The sequence below is a fragment of the Kribbella rubisoli genome (assembly GCF_004217145.1).
GTDB lineage: Bacteria > Actinomycetota > Actinomycetes > Propionibacteriales > Kribbellaceae > Kribbella > Kribbella rubisoli.
Genome location: NZ_SHKR01000015.1, coordinates 91,647 through 106,361 on the forward strand (window position 1 = coordinate 91,647; position 14,715 = coordinate 106,361).

Annotated in this window: 16 protein-coding genes; 5 read left to right on the forward strand and 11 right to left on the reverse strand. The window is 68.7% G+C overall.

Annotation, left to right across the window (positions count from 1 at the left end; genetic code table 11):
• The first annotated feature begins 42 nt into the window (after positions 1–42).
• From EV645_RS29965 to EV645_RS29980, 4 genes are all read left to right on the forward strand, one after another.
• Positions 43–618, forward strand: a complete 576-nt coding sequence (locus EV645_RS29965; RefSeq protein WP_130447409.1) for a TetR/AcrR family transcriptional regulator — start codon at positions 43–45, stop codon at positions 616–618.
• A 3-nt stretch (positions 619–621) separates the two neighbouring features.
• On the forward strand, positions 622–1,437 hold the full coding sequence (locus EV645_RS29970) for a CPBP family intramembrane glutamic endopeptidase (RefSeq protein ID WP_130447410.1): 816 nt from the start codon (positions 622–624) through the stop codon (positions 1,435–1,437).
• Positions 1,438–1,499: 62 nt separating this feature from the next.
• Positions 1,500–1,820, forward strand: coding sequence for a hypothetical protein (locus EV645_RS29975; RefSeq protein ID WP_130447411.1), 321 nt, complete (start codon positions 1,500–1,502; stop codon positions 1,818–1,820).
• 38 nt (positions 1,821–1,858) lie between these two features.
• Positions 1,859–2,383 carry a GNAT family N-acetyltransferase gene (locus EV645_RS29980; protein WP_130447412.1) on the forward strand — a complete coding sequence of 175 codons (525 nt, stop codon included), beginning with the start codon at positions 1,859–1,861 and terminating at the stop codon, positions 2,381–2,383.
• 136 nt (positions 2,384–2,519) lie between these two features.
• On the opposite strand, the gene EV645_RS29985 is transcribed toward EV645_RS29980, so the two are convergent.
• The 6 genes from EV645_RS29985 to EV645_RS30010 form a co-directional block, all read right to left on the reverse strand.
• Positions 2,520–3,251: an amidohydrolase family protein gene (locus tag EV645_RS29985; RefSeq protein WP_130447413.1), complete on the reverse strand. Its 732-nt coding sequence runs from the start codon at positions 3,249–3,251 to the stop codon at positions 2,520–2,522.
• Positions 3,245–3,976, reverse strand: coding sequence for an amidohydrolase family protein (locus tag EV645_RS29990; protein ID WP_130447414.1), 732 nt, complete (start codon positions 3,974–3,976; stop codon positions 3,245–3,247). The genes EV645_RS29985 and EV645_RS29990 overlap by 7 nt, the downstream gene beginning before the upstream one ends.
• Positions 3,977–4,076: 100 nt before the next feature.
• A complete protein-coding gene (locus EV645_RS29995) occupies positions 4,077–5,306 on the reverse strand; it encodes a DegT/DnrJ/EryC1/StrS family aminotransferase (RefSeq protein ID WP_130447415.1) in 1,230 nt (409 codons plus the stop codon).
• Between the two features lie 16 nt (positions 5,307–5,322).
• On the reverse strand, positions 5,323–7,251 hold the full coding sequence (locus tag EV645_RS30000; RefSeq protein WP_130447416.1) for an NHL repeat-containing protein: 1,929 nt from the start codon (positions 7,249–7,251) through the stop codon (positions 5,323–5,325).
• Positions 7,248–9,077 carry an outer membrane protein assembly factor BamB family protein gene (locus EV645_RS30005; RefSeq protein WP_130447417.1) on the reverse strand — a complete coding sequence of 610 codons (1,830 nt, stop codon included), beginning with the start codon at positions 9,075–9,077 and terminating at the stop codon, positions 7,248–7,250. The genes EV645_RS30000 and EV645_RS30005 overlap by 4 nt, the downstream gene beginning before the upstream one ends.
• Positions 9,078–9,261: 184 nt before the next feature.
• Positions 9,262–10,476, reverse strand: a complete 1,215-nt coding sequence (locus tag EV645_RS30010; RefSeq protein ID WP_130447418.1) for a helix-turn-helix domain-containing protein — start codon at positions 10,474–10,476, stop codon at positions 9,262–9,264.
• 87 nt (positions 10,477–10,563) lie between these two features.
• On the opposite strand from EV645_RS30010, the gene EV645_RS30015 reads away from it, so the two are divergent.
• Positions 10,564–11,175, forward strand: a complete 612-nt coding sequence (locus EV645_RS30015) for a maleylpyruvate isomerase family mycothiol-dependent enzyme (protein ID WP_130447419.1) — start codon at positions 10,564–10,566, stop codon at positions 11,173–11,175.
• On the opposite strand, the gene EV645_RS30020 is transcribed toward EV645_RS30015, so the two are convergent.
• The 5 genes from EV645_RS30020 to EV645_RS30040 are packed head-to-tail and all read right to left on the reverse strand — an operon-like array spanning position 11,142 to position 14,715.
• A complete protein-coding gene (locus tag EV645_RS30020) occupies positions 11,142–11,756 on the reverse strand; it encodes a DinB family protein (RefSeq protein ID WP_130447420.1) in 615 nt (204 codons plus the stop codon). The genes EV645_RS30015 and EV645_RS30020 overlap by 34 nt on opposite strands.
• Entirely contained in the window at positions 11,749–12,120 is a 372-nt protein-coding gene (locus EV645_RS30025) for a nuclear transport factor 2 family protein (protein WP_130447421.1), read from the reverse strand. Before EV645_RS30025 ends, EV645_RS30020 begins: the two co-directional genes overlap by 8 nt.
• Complete coding sequence (locus EV645_RS30030; RefSeq protein WP_130447422.1) at positions 12,121–12,681, reverse strand: dihydrofolate reductase family protein; 561 nt, start codon at positions 12,679–12,681, stop codon at positions 12,121–12,123. It abuts the gene before it with no gap.
• Positions 12,678–13,886: an FAD-binding oxidoreductase gene (locus EV645_RS30035; RefSeq protein ID WP_130447423.1), complete on the reverse strand. Its 1,209-nt coding sequence runs from the start codon at positions 13,884–13,886 to the stop codon at positions 12,678–12,680. The genes EV645_RS30030 and EV645_RS30035 overlap by 4 nt, the downstream gene beginning before the upstream one ends.
• Positions 13,867–14,715: a helix-turn-helix domain-containing protein gene (locus tag EV645_RS30040; RefSeq protein WP_130447424.1), complete on the reverse strand. Its 849-nt coding sequence runs from the start codon at positions 14,713–14,715 to the stop codon at positions 13,867–13,869. Before EV645_RS30040 ends, EV645_RS30035 begins: the two co-directional genes overlap by 20 nt.

Here is a 14,715-nt window from a genome sequence, read left to right on the forward strand (position 1 = left end):
AAGACTGTACGTGCGAAAACCGAGTGATGCTAGGTTTTGGGTATGGCAACTTCCAGAGGTCCGTACGCGAAGGGTGTCGCGAAGCGGGAGGAGATCCTGCGGGCCGCCCTCGAGGTGATCGCGCGCCACGGCTACCGGAAGACGTCGACACGTGAACTGGCCGCCGCGGTCGGGCTCAGCGAGGCGGGGTTGCTGCACTACTTCGGCTCCAAGGAGAAGCTCTTCGAGGCCGTACTGCGAGCCCGCGACGAGGCAGACCGCTCCCGCTTCGCCGACGCCGCCGATCCGATCGAACTGCTGGCCGCTGCGGTCCGGCACAACGGATCGGTACCAGGTCTCGTCGAGCTCTATTCCACCTTCTCCGCCGAGGCCGGCGACCCCGATCACAACTCCCACACGTACTTCGTCGACCGCTACGCCGCCATCCGCGCTTCCCTGGCCGACGCAATCCGCACCCGCCAGTCAGCCGGCACGTTCAACCCGTCGGCCGACCCGGAAACCATCGCCACGGTCCTGATAGCTCTCTCCGACGGCCTACAGATCCAATCCCAGTACGCCCTATCCGCCGACCCGGCCGACCTCTTCGACAACCTGCTGGATCTACTGCGCGATAGTTGAACCATGACGAGCCCCGCCGAAGACTCCATCACCCCGGCCGAGCCGTCCGCACCTTCAGTACCCGTCGGGGTCAGCCGGCGGGTGCTCACCCGGGAGATCTGGCTTGTCCTGGCGTTGTCCTTGGGTGCCTCCGGGGTGGCGGCTGTCATTTCGTTCGCCGGGGTGTTGACCTCGGCCAAGCCGATCAGTGGGCAGACGGCGGTGATTGTGGGGTCGCGGGCGCCGGGGCGGCCTTGGCTGGATTTGAGTTGGCAGGTGTTTGCGATCGTGACCGCGCTGGTGCCTGTGGCGCTGGTCGGGCACTTTCTCGCGCGGGGTGGCGAGACCCTGCGGACGATCGGCTTCGATCTGCGCGACCGGCTGCGGGATCTCGGGCGCGGTACGGCGATCGCGGCGATCATCGGCGGTGCCGGCCTGTTGTTCTACATCGGTGCACACGCGACCGGCGCCAACTTGACCGTCGATCCGTCGCAGCTGCCCGACTACTGGTGGCGGATCCCGATCCTGATCGCGGTCTCCGCGCAGAACGCCGTACTCGAGGAAGTCGTCGTGCTCGGCTACCTCAACCACCGGCTCGACCAACTCGGCTGGTCCGTACGACGGGCGACCGTGACCAGTTCGCTCATCCGCGGCTCGTACCACCTCTACCAGGGCCTCGGCGGCTTCGCCGGCAACGTGATCATGGGCGTGATCTTCACCTGGCTGTATCGCCGCTGGGGCCGGATCATGCCGCTCGTGGTCGCCCACACCCTGATCGACACCGCCGCGCTGATCGGCGCGACGTACCTGCTGGGCAAAGTCTCCTGGCTACCCAGTTGAAAACTGGACGAGTGTCAAGACTGACACGTAACCGATCGGGGCCTTGACGGGTTGAGGTTGTCGTGACAGTTAACGGGGAAATCACCAGTCTGCCCGAAATCGATGCCGGTCTGGCCGCCGCGGCGCTCGCAGTGTTCGCGCACCGCCACGAGGTCGTCCACCTGCTGTACGCCGCCTCCGACGAGCCGGACGCGCTCGCCCGGATCGGCGACCTGCTCCGGGTCGACGAGACAACCATCGCGCGCGTCCTGGACCAGCCGCTGCGCTGGATGCTGCCGCAGTTCCGCACCGAACTCGAGACGATCGCCTCCATGCCGGACCCCACGATCACGGTCCCAGCAGTAGACCCCGCGGTGGACCTCGAGCCGGCACCGACCAGCTGAGCTGCAGGACGGCACCGCTCCGACGCTAGGTTGGAGCGGTGCAGACGTATGGGCGGGACCTGCTGGAGATCGCGGACGAACTGACGACGGCGTACGTCGAGGTGTTCACGTCACCGCCGTTCGAGCACCGGGACCCCGAGCAGACCCGGATCGCGTTCCGGAAGCGGCTCGAGGGGGACGTGGAGCGGGACGGGTTCCAGGCGTGGATCGAGCGTACAGAGGACGGGCGGATCGCCGGGTTCGTCACCGGCTGGACGACGCCGGCGCCGTTCCGGACCGACCGGTCGTACGGCAGCGTCCTCGACCGGATCGGCGCTGAGCAGGTCGACGAATTCCTCGTCGGCGCGTTCGAGGTGGACGAGCTCGGCGTACTCGAACACGCCCGCGGCACCGGCCTCGCCCGGCGCCTGCTCGAAACGGCCACCCGTGAGCGCTCCCGCGCCTGGCTGCTGGCCTGGAACCAGAACCACGACGCGATCGCGTTCTACCGCCACCTCGGCTGGCAGGAGCCCGAGGTCCGCGGCCCCGAGACCGACATCCTCGTCTTCACCGCCACCCACTGACCCCACCCGCCCCCGCCCCCGACCCAGCCCGTCCGCCCTCTGAGGGGTCAACCCCTGAGCTGGTCGGTTAGGCAGTCAGAATCTGAGGGGTCAACCCGCCATCTGAGGGGTTGACCCCTCAGAGGGCGGACCGGGGTCAGAGAGCGAAGAGGTCGGCGGCGTTGCGGTGGGTGATGGCCTCGTGCTCGGCGGCCGTCAGCTCGGCGGCTTCGAGCGCACCCAGCGCGACCGACGGGTCGATCAACGTCGCATCGGTCCCGAACATCAGACGGCTCGGGCCGATCTGGTCGAGGATCCAGCGGATCCGGTTCGCCTCCGGCGCGGACCAGCACGGCTCGAACCAGATCCGGTCGGACCGGTCGGCCGCCTCCGGCACCCGCGGCCAGCCGTTCGCGCCCATGTGACCGGCGAGCACCCGCGCCTCGGGGACCCGGGCCGCGACGTCGGCGAGATCGACGACGGTGTTGCCCCAGGTGTGCACGAGCGTCGGCAGGCCGTACTCCGTGGTGAGCTCGATCGCGGCCTGCATCGCGGGCGAGCTGATCGGCGTCCGGCTGTACTCGCTGTGGATCTTCGCGCCGACCCACCGCGACCGTCCGTCCCCGGCGAGCAGTACGTCGAGGTCGGTCCGGGCTTCGTCGAGGCGGCGCGGGTCGACGACGATCATGCCGCGCAGGCGCTCGTCGACCGGGAGCTGTTCGGCGAGCGAGCGGTTGCCGAGCGGGGCGTCGTACACGATGCCCTCGATCGACGAGACCAGTTGGAGGTCGATGCCGAAGCGGTCGATCAGGTCGATGTTGACGTCGATGCTCGCGGTGTCCATCGAGAAGAACCACGGACCCCAATGGGCGTGTACGTCGATCAGCATGCGGGCTCCAGAAGGGTCTTGAGGCTGCGGCTCCCGGCCTGCGCGATCTCGTCGGGGCTGAGCTTGGACGTCAGCAGCCGGCGGACCACCGAGCGGGTCTCGTGGAACGGCGTACGGCAGCCGAGCACGAGCCGCTCCGCGCCGACCTCCGCGGCCACGATCTCGAGCGAGTCAGGTCCGGTCAGCATCCGGGTCGAGGTGTGGAAACCGGGCTCCGAGCGGGCCATGATCACGAAGTCGCCGAGGTAGTAGAAGTGCGTGTCGAGGAAGACCACCCGCGCCCCGAGCCCGCAGAGCGCCGGACCGACCTTGCGTACGTCGCCCTCGGTGAAGATCGTCACGCCGGCGTCGACCAGCAGCTGCACGACGTGGCCGAACGACGGGAAGCTCGGCTCCACGCTCTGCGCGGTCGGCGCCAACCGCACCGCTCGCGGCGGAGCGTCACCCGACAGCAGCCGCTCCAGCTCCCTCTCGGCGCCCAACGGATCGCGCAGGTCCAGCACCGGGCACGACGTCCACCCGTTGCCATTAGCAACCTTGTCCGCCTCGTCGTTCCCCGACGGTACGTCGAAGTGCACCGCCCGAAGCGCGGACACGACCCCGCCGGAGATCCCGCTCCCATCGAGGACGCCCCGCACCTTCTCGGGCCGGCCCCAGCGCCCCGTCGTCACGTCGTGCCCGACCAGGATGTCGCAATCGAGCAGCAGGGGAGTGTCGTCGGTCACGGGGCCTCCCGGTCTGGACTGAGGAGCGGAGCGACGAGGGAAGACCGGGAGTAACAGCCCCGGGACCCGCCGCGCCGGAGGCGTGGCATCAGTACAGTCATCAGGCCTCCCGGGCCAGGGCTTTGTGCACCTTGCGGATCGCGGCGACGATGTCGTCGACGTCGGATTCGGTGTAGTTCTCGTTCCAGGGCAGCACGAGGAGGCGGTTGTTGATCAGCTCCTCGGCATTCGGGCACAGGCCGACCGGGTACGACACGTCCTGTAGCGGGAACCCGGAGTCGCCGTACGTGATCCGATCGCGGACGGCGGGTGCGGCGTAAAGCGGGCTGGTCAGGTACCCGCCGTTCGCCGGGATGCCCTCGGCGGACAGGGCTGCGGCCCACTCGCGCATGTCGCCGGCGGCTTCGGAGATGATCAGCGGGTACTGCCAGTACACATGGTCGTGCCCGTCGGGTGGCGGCGTGATACCGGCCAGGTCTTCGATCCCGGCGGTCGCTCGGAGAGCCGCCGTACGACGGTCCTCGATGACGCCGCGGAGCCGGTTCAGCTGGGCTCGCGTGACCGAGGCGACGAGCTCGGTCATGCGGTAGTTCAGCGCGAGGAACAGGTACGTCCGCTCGTCGGTGTCCCGCGGCCAGCCCTTGTCTGCGAACAGCCGCATCCGCCTGGCCTTCTGCGCGTCGTCGGTGACCGTGAGCCCGCCGTCGCCGGCGCTGATGTGCTTGGTCTGCTGCAGGCTGAAGCAGCCGATGTGCCCGATCCGGCCGACGAACGAGTCGCCGACCGGCGCGAGGTACGCCTGCGCGCAGTCCTCGATCAGCAGGATCCCGTGCTGGTCGCACAGCTCCCGCAGTTCGCGCACCCGCGCGGGCTTGCCGAACAGGTGTACGACGATCACCGCCTTGGTCCGCGGCGTGATCGCGGCCGCGACCGACTCGGGCGTCAGGTTCCCGGTGATCGGGTCGACGTCCGCGAACACCGGTACGGCGTTCTGCATCATGATCGGGAACACCGTGCCCATGTCGCTGATCGGCGTGGTGATGATCTCGTCACCCGGCGTGGGGTTCACCGCGGCGACGGCCAGGTGCAGGGCCGCCGTACCCGAGCTGCAGGTGACCGCGTGCCCGGCGCCGAGCAGCGACGCGAACTCCAGCTCGAGCGCAGGCACCTCGGTGCCCCAGGTGGCCGACAGCATGCCGCTGCGGAGCACCCGCTCGACCGCTTTGACCTCGTCGTCGCCGAAGCGCCGGCCGCTGGCGTTCATCACCGACGGCAGCGGGTCCGTGCGGACCGGCGGACCGCCGTCCCGGGCGAGCTGACTGTTCTCCATCACGAGAATCCTTTGCTTAGGGCAACGGTAGTTGGACGAGGTCGCGGTCGGCGAGACCCCAGACGCTGTGCCGGGCACCGCGTACCGGAGTCAGTTGCGGGACGGTGTACCAGCCGTCGCCCAGGTTGTTCACCAGCAGCCTCGCGGGACCGTGGCCGAGCTGATACAGGTTCCCGCCGAAGTTCGTCTCACAGTAGACGCCGGTCCGGTCAGCGTGGATCTGGCCGTAGCCGGACAGCTTGTTCTCACCGCGTACGGCGGTCTTGGTGCGCAGGTCGTAGCGGAACCAGCCGCCGCTGGTGCGTTTCAGTACGCCGTACAGGATCCCGTTGTGGACCGCGACACTCTGGATGGAGCGCTCGCCGGCGAGCGGTTCGACGGTCCAGAGCAGCTCGCGCCGGCAGAGGTCGAAGGCGGCGATCGCGGCCGAGGTGCGGGTCGGCGTGATGCCGCCACCGCCCACCACGTCCCCGCCGAGGTACGCGATGCCGTCGACGATCGAGACCGTCATCACGCTCTGGTCGGGCAGGATCCCGAAGTGCACGTCGAGTTCGCCGGTGCGCACGTCCAGCAGCGTCAGGGCGCCGGTGAGCTTGCCCGTGCCGGGTGCCGACGCGATCGCGAGCAGCTTCGACTTCTCGTCGTACGCCGCCTGCCAGGGACGGATCTGCTCGTGATCGATCGTGCCGAAGCTGTGGACTTCTTTGGTCCGTGGGTTGACGCGGACGACTTCGGTGCTCGGGTACAGCGCGGAGTACAGCTCGCCGCGGACCCAGGTGAGCGTCTTCGCCTCGCCCGCGACGCGGAGGCGCCGGGTTGTGTCACCTGCGTGCTCGGTGATCACCCAGTGACCGCCGACGTACAGGTGCGGGTCGCCGAGCACGATCGACTGCGGCTTGTCCGGCGCGGGCGTGAACCCGGCGTCGATCAGGTCGAGCAGTTCGAACGAACCGGTGGAGACATCCAGCCACCAGAGCACGCCTGACCCGGTCGCGCCGAGCAGCGTCGTCGGGTTGAGGAACTCGAGCTTGCGGTGCTCGTCCTGCGGCGCCGGAGTCGCCACCGCGATGAGCCCCTCCGGCCCCCACTTCCAGACCGTTCCGGAGGTCCTCGTGGTGAGGTACGCCGTGCCGTCAACGGCGACTGTTATCGCGTCGACCCCCGTTTCGCCGTCGGGGAGCGGCGTACTGCGGACGTCGGTGCCGTCGAGCGCCATGCTGAGCACCGCCTGGCTGCTGCCGACGAAGATCCGGTCGTCCGTCGCCGCGAACGGGCCGAAGTTCTGCCCACGGGACGCATCGGGCGTGAGGTCCTTGAAGACCTTCGTACTCCGGTCGTACCCGACCAGCTGCGACGGCGTGTAGATCCCGGCGTACACGTAGTTGCCTGCGGCACCGACATACCGTCCGTACTGCGCCCCGGGCACCGGCGCGCCGAGCTGGGTCGGAGTGTTCGTTGCCGGGTCGATCTGCCAGACGGCGCCGTTCGGATAGCTGACCGCGAACACCTGTCCGTCGGGCGCCGTCGTCATGTCCCAGACGAAGCCGCCGGCACCGGCGAGCGTCCCGACGTGGGTCACGGAGCCGTCGGCGGGATCGAAGCAATAGACGTCGGCGACCGGGTAGAGCCCGGCATAGACTTTGCCTCCGGCAACAGTGATACCCCAGCCGCCTTCGCCGGTCGGCAGCTCGACGGTCCTCGTCACGACCCGGGTGGTCAGGTCGATCTCGGTCAGCCTTGGCGGGACGATGCCGCGGCTGATGACGTAGGCGTGGCCGTCGTGCACCGCCATCGCGACGACAGCAGCCGTCACGACCGCGGGACCGGCGCTGGGCAGCGTTGATCCGTCGATGGGACTGTCCTCCGCATGAGCTGTGGTGGGCAGGGTCGTCAGGGCACCGGTGGCCAGCACACCGGCAAGCGCAGTACGGCGGGAGATGATCATCGGAGCCCTCCGATGCGGATGAGGTCACGGCCCTTGATCGTGTAGAGCGCGTCGCCGTTGGGGGAGGTGGTGATCAGCGGATAGCTGTAGATCTGGGCGCCGAGGTTGTCGACCACGGTGGTGATTGTCAGCGCCAGCGTGATCTTGAAGACGCGGTTGTTGTCTGTGCCGTAGAGACCGGAGCGAGCGATCGTGAGCCGGCTCTGGGTCGTGCCGAGCGTAGCGCTGTTGACGAGCTTGCCGGTGCGGGGATCGAGGACGGCGAGCCGGCCGTCGTCGGTCGTCGCGTACAGGCGGCCGCGATAGACGACGAGATCGCTGTAGCTCTGTGCCTTCGACAAGGGAGCGGTTGCCCACAGCACCTTGTTGCGGCGCAGGTCGAAGGCGACGACGGTTGCCTCGGGCAAGATCGGGTCGGTGCCGAGGCTGTTCCGGGTCGCACCGCCCAAGTAGGCGATGCCGTCTGCCGTGGTCACCGATCGGACCGATTGCTGCGGTACGACGCCGCGGTGGACCTCGCGTTGCCCGGTGCTCAAGTGCTGCTCGACGAGCGTGCCGTCGTACTTGCCGTAGTCGGGTTCGGTGGAGATCAGCCAGGTGCGGGACCGGGCGTCGTACGCGGCATCGGTGGGGCGGGTCTGCTCGTTGCCGATCTGGCCGAGCTCGTGCAGGTCGGAGCCGTCGGGCTTCATCTGCCAGAGACGAGCCAGCGTGTAGACGCCGAGGTAGATGTCGCGGCCGATCGGGGTCAGCGTCTTCGCCTCGCCGGGGAGGAACGTGCGAGTGCTGGCGCCGGTGGCGAGGTCGTGGACCTGGATGCCGGCCTTGCCGCTGACCAGCACGGAGGTCGGGGTCGCGGCAATCGCCATCGCCTGCTCGGGCGCGGGCGGGAGACCGGCCTGACCGAGATCGGTGCCGGTGAACTCGCCGGTCGCCTCGTCGAAGTCGACGACCTGGCTGGTCAGCTCGGCGCGGATCGTCGAGCCGTCGACGAAGATCCGGTTGAAGTACGCCCCGTCGTACGGCGAGCCGAGTCTGGTCAGGGTGTTGTCGCGGTAGCGGTAGAGCGTGCCGGACGGGCGCGTGCCGAGGTAGATGTCGGGGCCGTCGATCGTGATCGCGGTGATGTACTGGTCGCCGCCGGGTGTCTGGACCTCGACCGGGTTGCTCAGGTCGGCGGTGTCGAAGACGAGCATCGTCCCGGTGGGGGAGAGGCTTGCGGCGAGCTTCGTTCCGTCGAGGGCGAGGGTGGCGACGAACGTACGGTCGGCGTACTTGGCCGGGAGCACGTCGCGGCGCTCGCCGGTCGCGCGATCGATCGCGATCAGGTGCGCCTTGGTGCCGACGCCCGCGTAGATCGTGGTCGCGTCGGCGGCGATGCTGCGGACGTACTGCTCGCCGGCGACGGCAGCGCCGTACGACTTGGTGGCGCCGGTGGCCGGGTCGTACTCGTGGACGGCGCCGTCCGGGTAGGTGCCTGCGACGATCTTGCCGTCCGGCGTCGCGGCGATCGACCAGATGAACGAGCCGAACTGCGTGACCTTGGTCGCGGTGCCGGTCGTGGTGTCGACCCGGTAAACGTCGCCGGGCGTGTAAAGGCCGATGTACAGGTCGGTGCCGAGGTGGGTCATCGCCCACGCGCCCGCTCCGCTCGGTAGCGAGAACTTGCGGTCGACGGTCTTGCTGACCGGGTCGAATGCACCGACCTGGACGGGTGAGACGCCGGAGGTGATGGTCCAGATCCGGTCGCCGACCTGCTCGGCGACGCTCGTCGAGGTCACGGCGGATGCCGGACCGAGGTTGGTGACCGTTGGACTTTCGGTCACAGCCGGAATAGAGGCGCTGGCTGGCGCCGAAGCGGACACCAGCCCTGCGCAGATGACCAGAGCAGCGGTCAATCCCCGTGCGATTCGCTTGTCCACAAGGCCTCCCGGGACAGTACGCACTGAATTACGGTCATGGCTGAAATTAGCCGGACGTGCGTCAGTGCGTCAACCGCTCGGGAAACAATCAGAGATGAACGCGGTAAACAACCAGTGGGCGGCCGCTGCCGGTGCCGAGCTGGGTGCCGGTCGCATCGGCCAGGCCGGCGCGTTCGAGGCGGTTGAGGACGCGGCGTGCCGTACGCGGCTGGATGCCCAGGTAGTCGGCAACCGAACGCGTGGTCAGACCGTCCTCGGGGGTGGCGTGGACGAGTTCCTGCAGGCGCTCGAGGGTTGCCTTCGACAGGCCGGCGCGCTGGGCGAGCAGTTGCAGCTTCGACCGCTGCTGAGCGCGTGGTGCCGCCCCGCCGACGAGCACGAGATCGATGTCGTTGCGCAGCGAGACGACTGCCGCCGTACGCCCGGCAGTCCGCGCTCGGCCGAGGGCGCGGCGCGCCAATGCCTCGGTCTCGGTGCCGGATCCGCCGATGCCGAAGCCGATCCGGACTGGTCCGAATTGTTCCTTCAACCGGGTCAGCATGCCCAGCTCGGTGAACGAGGCGGTCGCCTGCTCGAGCGGTCCGCGGGTCGCGATGACGAGCCACCGCTTGTCGTCGTACCGGATGACGCTGCCGCCGAGCGAGCCGGCCTCACGGCGCAGCGCGCTCTCGGCGTCGGGAGAGATCTCGACCAGGCCGAGGGCGATCTGCGCATCGTCACTGCGCAAAGCGTCATGGACGAGCAGCAGACTGTTCACCGCGCTGCGCACCGAGTGGATCGACGGTGCCAGCCGCAGCGTGGTCTGCTCGGTCCGGAGCTTCTCGTACGCCGATCGCAGACAGGTGATCGCGACGGTCGCGCGGGCCTCGTGGTGGAACGCGAGGATCTCCTCGAGGCTCAGCCCAGGCCGGTACGGCAGCACGCGTACGCCGCTCGTCGGCAGGCCGACCTCGTCGAACGTCTCGCGGACCTCGGCCTCGTCGAGTACGTCGATACTGATCGAGGTGACGTCACGCCCCTCGCTGAGCAGCTGCACGAGGGCGCGCATCAGCGTGGCGCCGGTGTACTCGACGTGTGCGGCCGGCCGGTCGAGGAGGCCCTGCGCGGCGGCCATCTGGTACGGGACGACGCCGGTGAACAGCCACGCGTCGACGCTGCCCGGCGCGTTGGCCATCACCTTCGGCGTATCGGTCTCCCGCCGGTACCGCAGCGGGACGATCTCGACCCCACGCAGTCCTTTCAGGATCCGGCTGGTGGAGGTGACCAGGTCTGACGGTCCCACCACCCCGATCGACGTCACCATGGCGGGGCCCCCTCCTTCATCGGCTCAGTCTCACCAGAACACCCCACCGCTGCAAGAACCCGCGCCGTCGTCGGCTACGTTCCCCTCATGGCACGCGTTGACGATTGGATCGACGAGGGTACGGCGAAGTGCCGCGAGGCACTGATCGACCTGGACGCCCCATCGGCGCTACCAGGCTGGAAACGACGGCATGTCGCGGCTCACCTGTCACTCAACGCCGAGGCCCTGGGCAACCTCGTCCACTGGGCCCGCACCGGCGAAGAACGCCCGATGTATCCGTCGCCGGAGGCTCGCAACGCCGACATCGAAGCCGGCGCCCTCCGCCCCGAGGCCGAACTCCGCTCCTGGTACGACGAGTCCGCCGCCGGACTGGCCGACGCCATGTCAGCCCTCACAGCAACCCAATGGCAGTCCACAGTCCGCACCGCCCAAGGCGCCCCGATCCCCGCCACCCGAATCCCCTGGATGCGCTCCCGCGAGGTCCTCATCCACGCCGTAGACCTCTCCACCGGCCTCACCTTCGCCGACCTCCCCACCGACTTCCTAGAAGCCCTCTGCGAAGACATCCGCACCACGCGCCCCGACGTACCACCCGCCGAAGGCCCCCTCCCCGAACTAGCCGCCTACCTAGCCGGCCGCCCCTACACGAACATCACCACATCAGGTCACCCCGCCGCCCCCCTCCCACCCTGGCTCTGACCACGGGCGTACTCCATCCAGGTCTCGCGATCGATCTCGCCGGTGATGCGAGCCCGGTACATCCGCAGGTACTCCTCGTCGTCGGGCGACATCGGGTCACTCTCCCGACTCCCGACCCGACCGTCGAGCATCTCCCGCACGACGTCGGCATGCCCGGCGTGGCGGGTCGTGTCGAGCAACACCGTGAGAACCATCGAGCGCAACGTCACCGCCGCGCCGGTGTGGTCCGTTCCCGGCGTGTCCAGCTCCAGCTCCTCGATCGACCGCGCCCCAGCCGCACACGCCCGCTCGTACGCCGCGACGATCTCCCGGGTCGACTCGTCCGGCGTCGCCCACATGTCCAGGCCGTACCACAACTCCTCGTCGTCCTCCCACGGGAGCGTCTCCCGCTCCCGCCCGAAGGCCGACACCAGGTAGCCGGATGTCACCCCGGTGAGGTGTTTGATGATCCCGATCAAGTTGGTCCCGGTCGACGTCATCGGCCGCCGAAGCTCGGCGTCGCTCAGCCCCTCTATCTTCCAGAGCAACGACCGCTGGATTTCGTCGAGGTGCTTGAGAAGCTGAGCCTTCTCGCTATCCATCGGTCAGTGAGGCTCGGTAGGTGGGGGCGGGGAAGGGGTCGGCGAAGTACTGGGTTTCGTGGATTACCTTGTCGGCGGCGAATTGCATGATGGAGACGGAGTAGGTGGGGGTGCCGTCGTAGGTGATGGTGCATTCGCTGACCCAGAGGTCGTCGGTGCCGACGATGCGGCGGACGGTGAAGTGGCGGTCGGCGGGGTGGCTGCCGCGTTGGGCTGCGATGGTGGAGCGGCCGCGGAAGCGTTCGCCGGATTGGGGGTACTCGAGCACGGCGTCTTCGGCGTAGATCGCGTGTTCTGCCTCGACGTCACCGCTCTCGGACGCACTCCAGTGGGCTTCGATGGCTACCTTCTTCGGGATTGTCATCTATCTCAGCACCTTGTAGTGGAGGTGGGTGACGTCGCGGGAGGGGAGTTGGCGGACTTGTTCCAGTTCGATCTGGGTGGCGGGGAGGTTGTCGAAGAGGCGGCGGCCCTGGCCGAGGAGGACGGGGACGACATGGAGTTCCAGCTCGTCGAGTTCTCCGGCTGCGAGGAGGCACTGGGCGGCGCCGGCGCCGTGGACCAGTATGTTGCGGTCGCCCGCGGCGGCGCGGGCCTGGGCGGCGCAGGACTTCACGTCGGTGACGAAGCGCGAGCTGCCGGGCGCGACGTCGTTCTCGTCGACGTGGTGGGTGAGGACGAAGATCGGTACGCCGTCGTGGTGGTCCCCGCCCCAGCGGCCGGCGTGTTCGAAGGTGCGGCGGCCGGCGATGACGGCGCCGGTGGCGACTGCTTCGCCGTACACCTGGCCGCTCGGTCCGTCGGAGTTGCGGTCGTCGAGCCAGTTGAACAGCCGGAATCCGCCGCGTCCCATCGGCTCTTCCACGCTGTCGTCCGGTCCGACGACGTACCCGTCGACGGACATGGTCATGTAGAGCACGATCATCTGAGTCCTCCGAAGATGTGGTCTGGATCGTATGCCTGCTTGATGGCGAGCAGGCGCTCGTAGTTGCCGCCGTGGTAAGCGATGAGGTCGGTGAGGTACGGGTCGGGGAAGTTGGGGTAGAGGCGGCCGGAGGCGTGCGGGTGGGCGATGGACCAGGAGCGCCGTACGGCGGTCCGGTCGGGGCTCGCGTGTTCGAGGAGGAAGCGTTCACCGCGGTGGGCGAAGGCCGTGGCGTCGGCGGGGACGCGGTTGTAGGCGCCGCCCATCGGGGTGAAGCCCAGCTCGCAGCCCGCGGCCAGGAGTTGAGCGATGGTGTCGCAGGGGAGCGGAGAGCCGAAGAACTCCGACTTGCTGTAGACGACACGGTCGTCCTGGACGTCTTCGTCGGAGAAGCTGCGCTTGAGCTCAGGCCAACTGAGCCCGTCGCGCAGCTCGACCGCCGGATCGAGGGACGCGAGTTCGCCGAAGTCGGCGTCGCCGACCGCGGCACCGAACACCCGTACTTCGTCGGCCGTCACGGCGAGGCTGGCCGTGAGGTGATCGGGCGCGTCCGGTGCCCAGGACTGCCAAGCGGCGATGACGGCGGCGGCCCGATCCCGTGGATAGGTGAGAGTGAAACGCGTCGCGGTGGGCGACGGTACGGCGGCGAACACGAGCGACGTGACGACGCCGAACTGACCACCTCCGGCTCCGCGGAGCGCCCAGAACAGATCCGGCTCCTGCTCGTCAGAACACTCCACGACCCGACCGTCCGCGAGCACAACCGTCGCGCCGACGAGCCGATCGCACGTCAGCCCGTACCTCCGGCCCAGCAGCCCGAGCCCGCCACCCAACGTCAGCCCGGCAATCCCAACCGTCGGCCCACAACCGGCCGGGATCGTCAGCCTGTGCTCGTGCAGCCCGCGATACACGTCCGCCAGCCGAGCCCCAGCTCCGATCGCTGCCTGTCCATCTGCCACTGACACCGAGTTCAGCGCGGAGAGGTCCAGCAGGAGTCCAGTGGTCGACGAGCGGCCCGCGAAGCAGTGGCCTCCGCCTCGGAGGGCGACCGGGAGCGCGTGGGCGCGGGCGTAGGTGAGGGCCTCGGCCACATCGGAAGGATCAGCGCAGCGCGCGATGGCGGCGGGGCGGATGGCGCGGTACTGCGGGAGCGCGAGACGGCGGAGTACGTCGTACTGCGGGTGGTCAGCGCCGATCAGCTCCATGGGCTGACGGTAGACGGGTGGGGGACGACTGGGCTTGAAGGAAACGGTCGTACCAGCCGGCCAGGAACGGGCGGTACGACGCGGAGTGGTCGTGCCCGCAGTCGCAGCTGTCGGCCTTCACACCGAGCAGGTCGCGCGGGGTGACGCCGGTCAGCCGGACACACTCGCGGGTGAGATGGGCGTGGTCGGCATAGCCGGTTTCGGCGGCCAGATCGGCGAGACCATTGCCGTAGCCGGCCTGTGCGAGGGCCAGATATCCCTGGAAGCGCAAGGTCCGCTGCAACGTCTTCGGTCCGACGCCGGTCGCCGACAGACAGCGGCGCCGGAGCTGACTCTCCGACAACGCGAGGTCGTCAGCCAACGACGCGATCCCGGTCGGGTTCCATGGCATCAGCCGGCGCACCATCTCGGCGACGAGCGGATCCGGCCGCAATTCCTCCTCGACCAGAGACCGCTGGACACCCAGCAAGGCCGAGTGGGCAGAGGGCGAACAGGCGACCACGGTCCCCAGTACGTCGGCCAGAGGACCCCACAGCTCGACCGACACATCCACCAAGTCGTCAGCGGGTACGCCGAGCAGCGCCGTCCCCGCCCCGGGCATGAACCGGACCCCGACGATCGTGGTCCGCGGCGGCAGCACCTGCACCTGAGCGCGGGTCAACGGCCCGATCAATTGCGGCACACCACCGACCGGGCAGTGCAGCTCGACCCCGCCTGTCGGCAGGTCGCGCTGCACATATGCGACGGATCCGGTCCGCTGGATCCAGACAGTACGAACGAGACCGGCCAGTGCGGGCACCGGCGCCAGCTCGTCGTAGGTCTGGTCCAT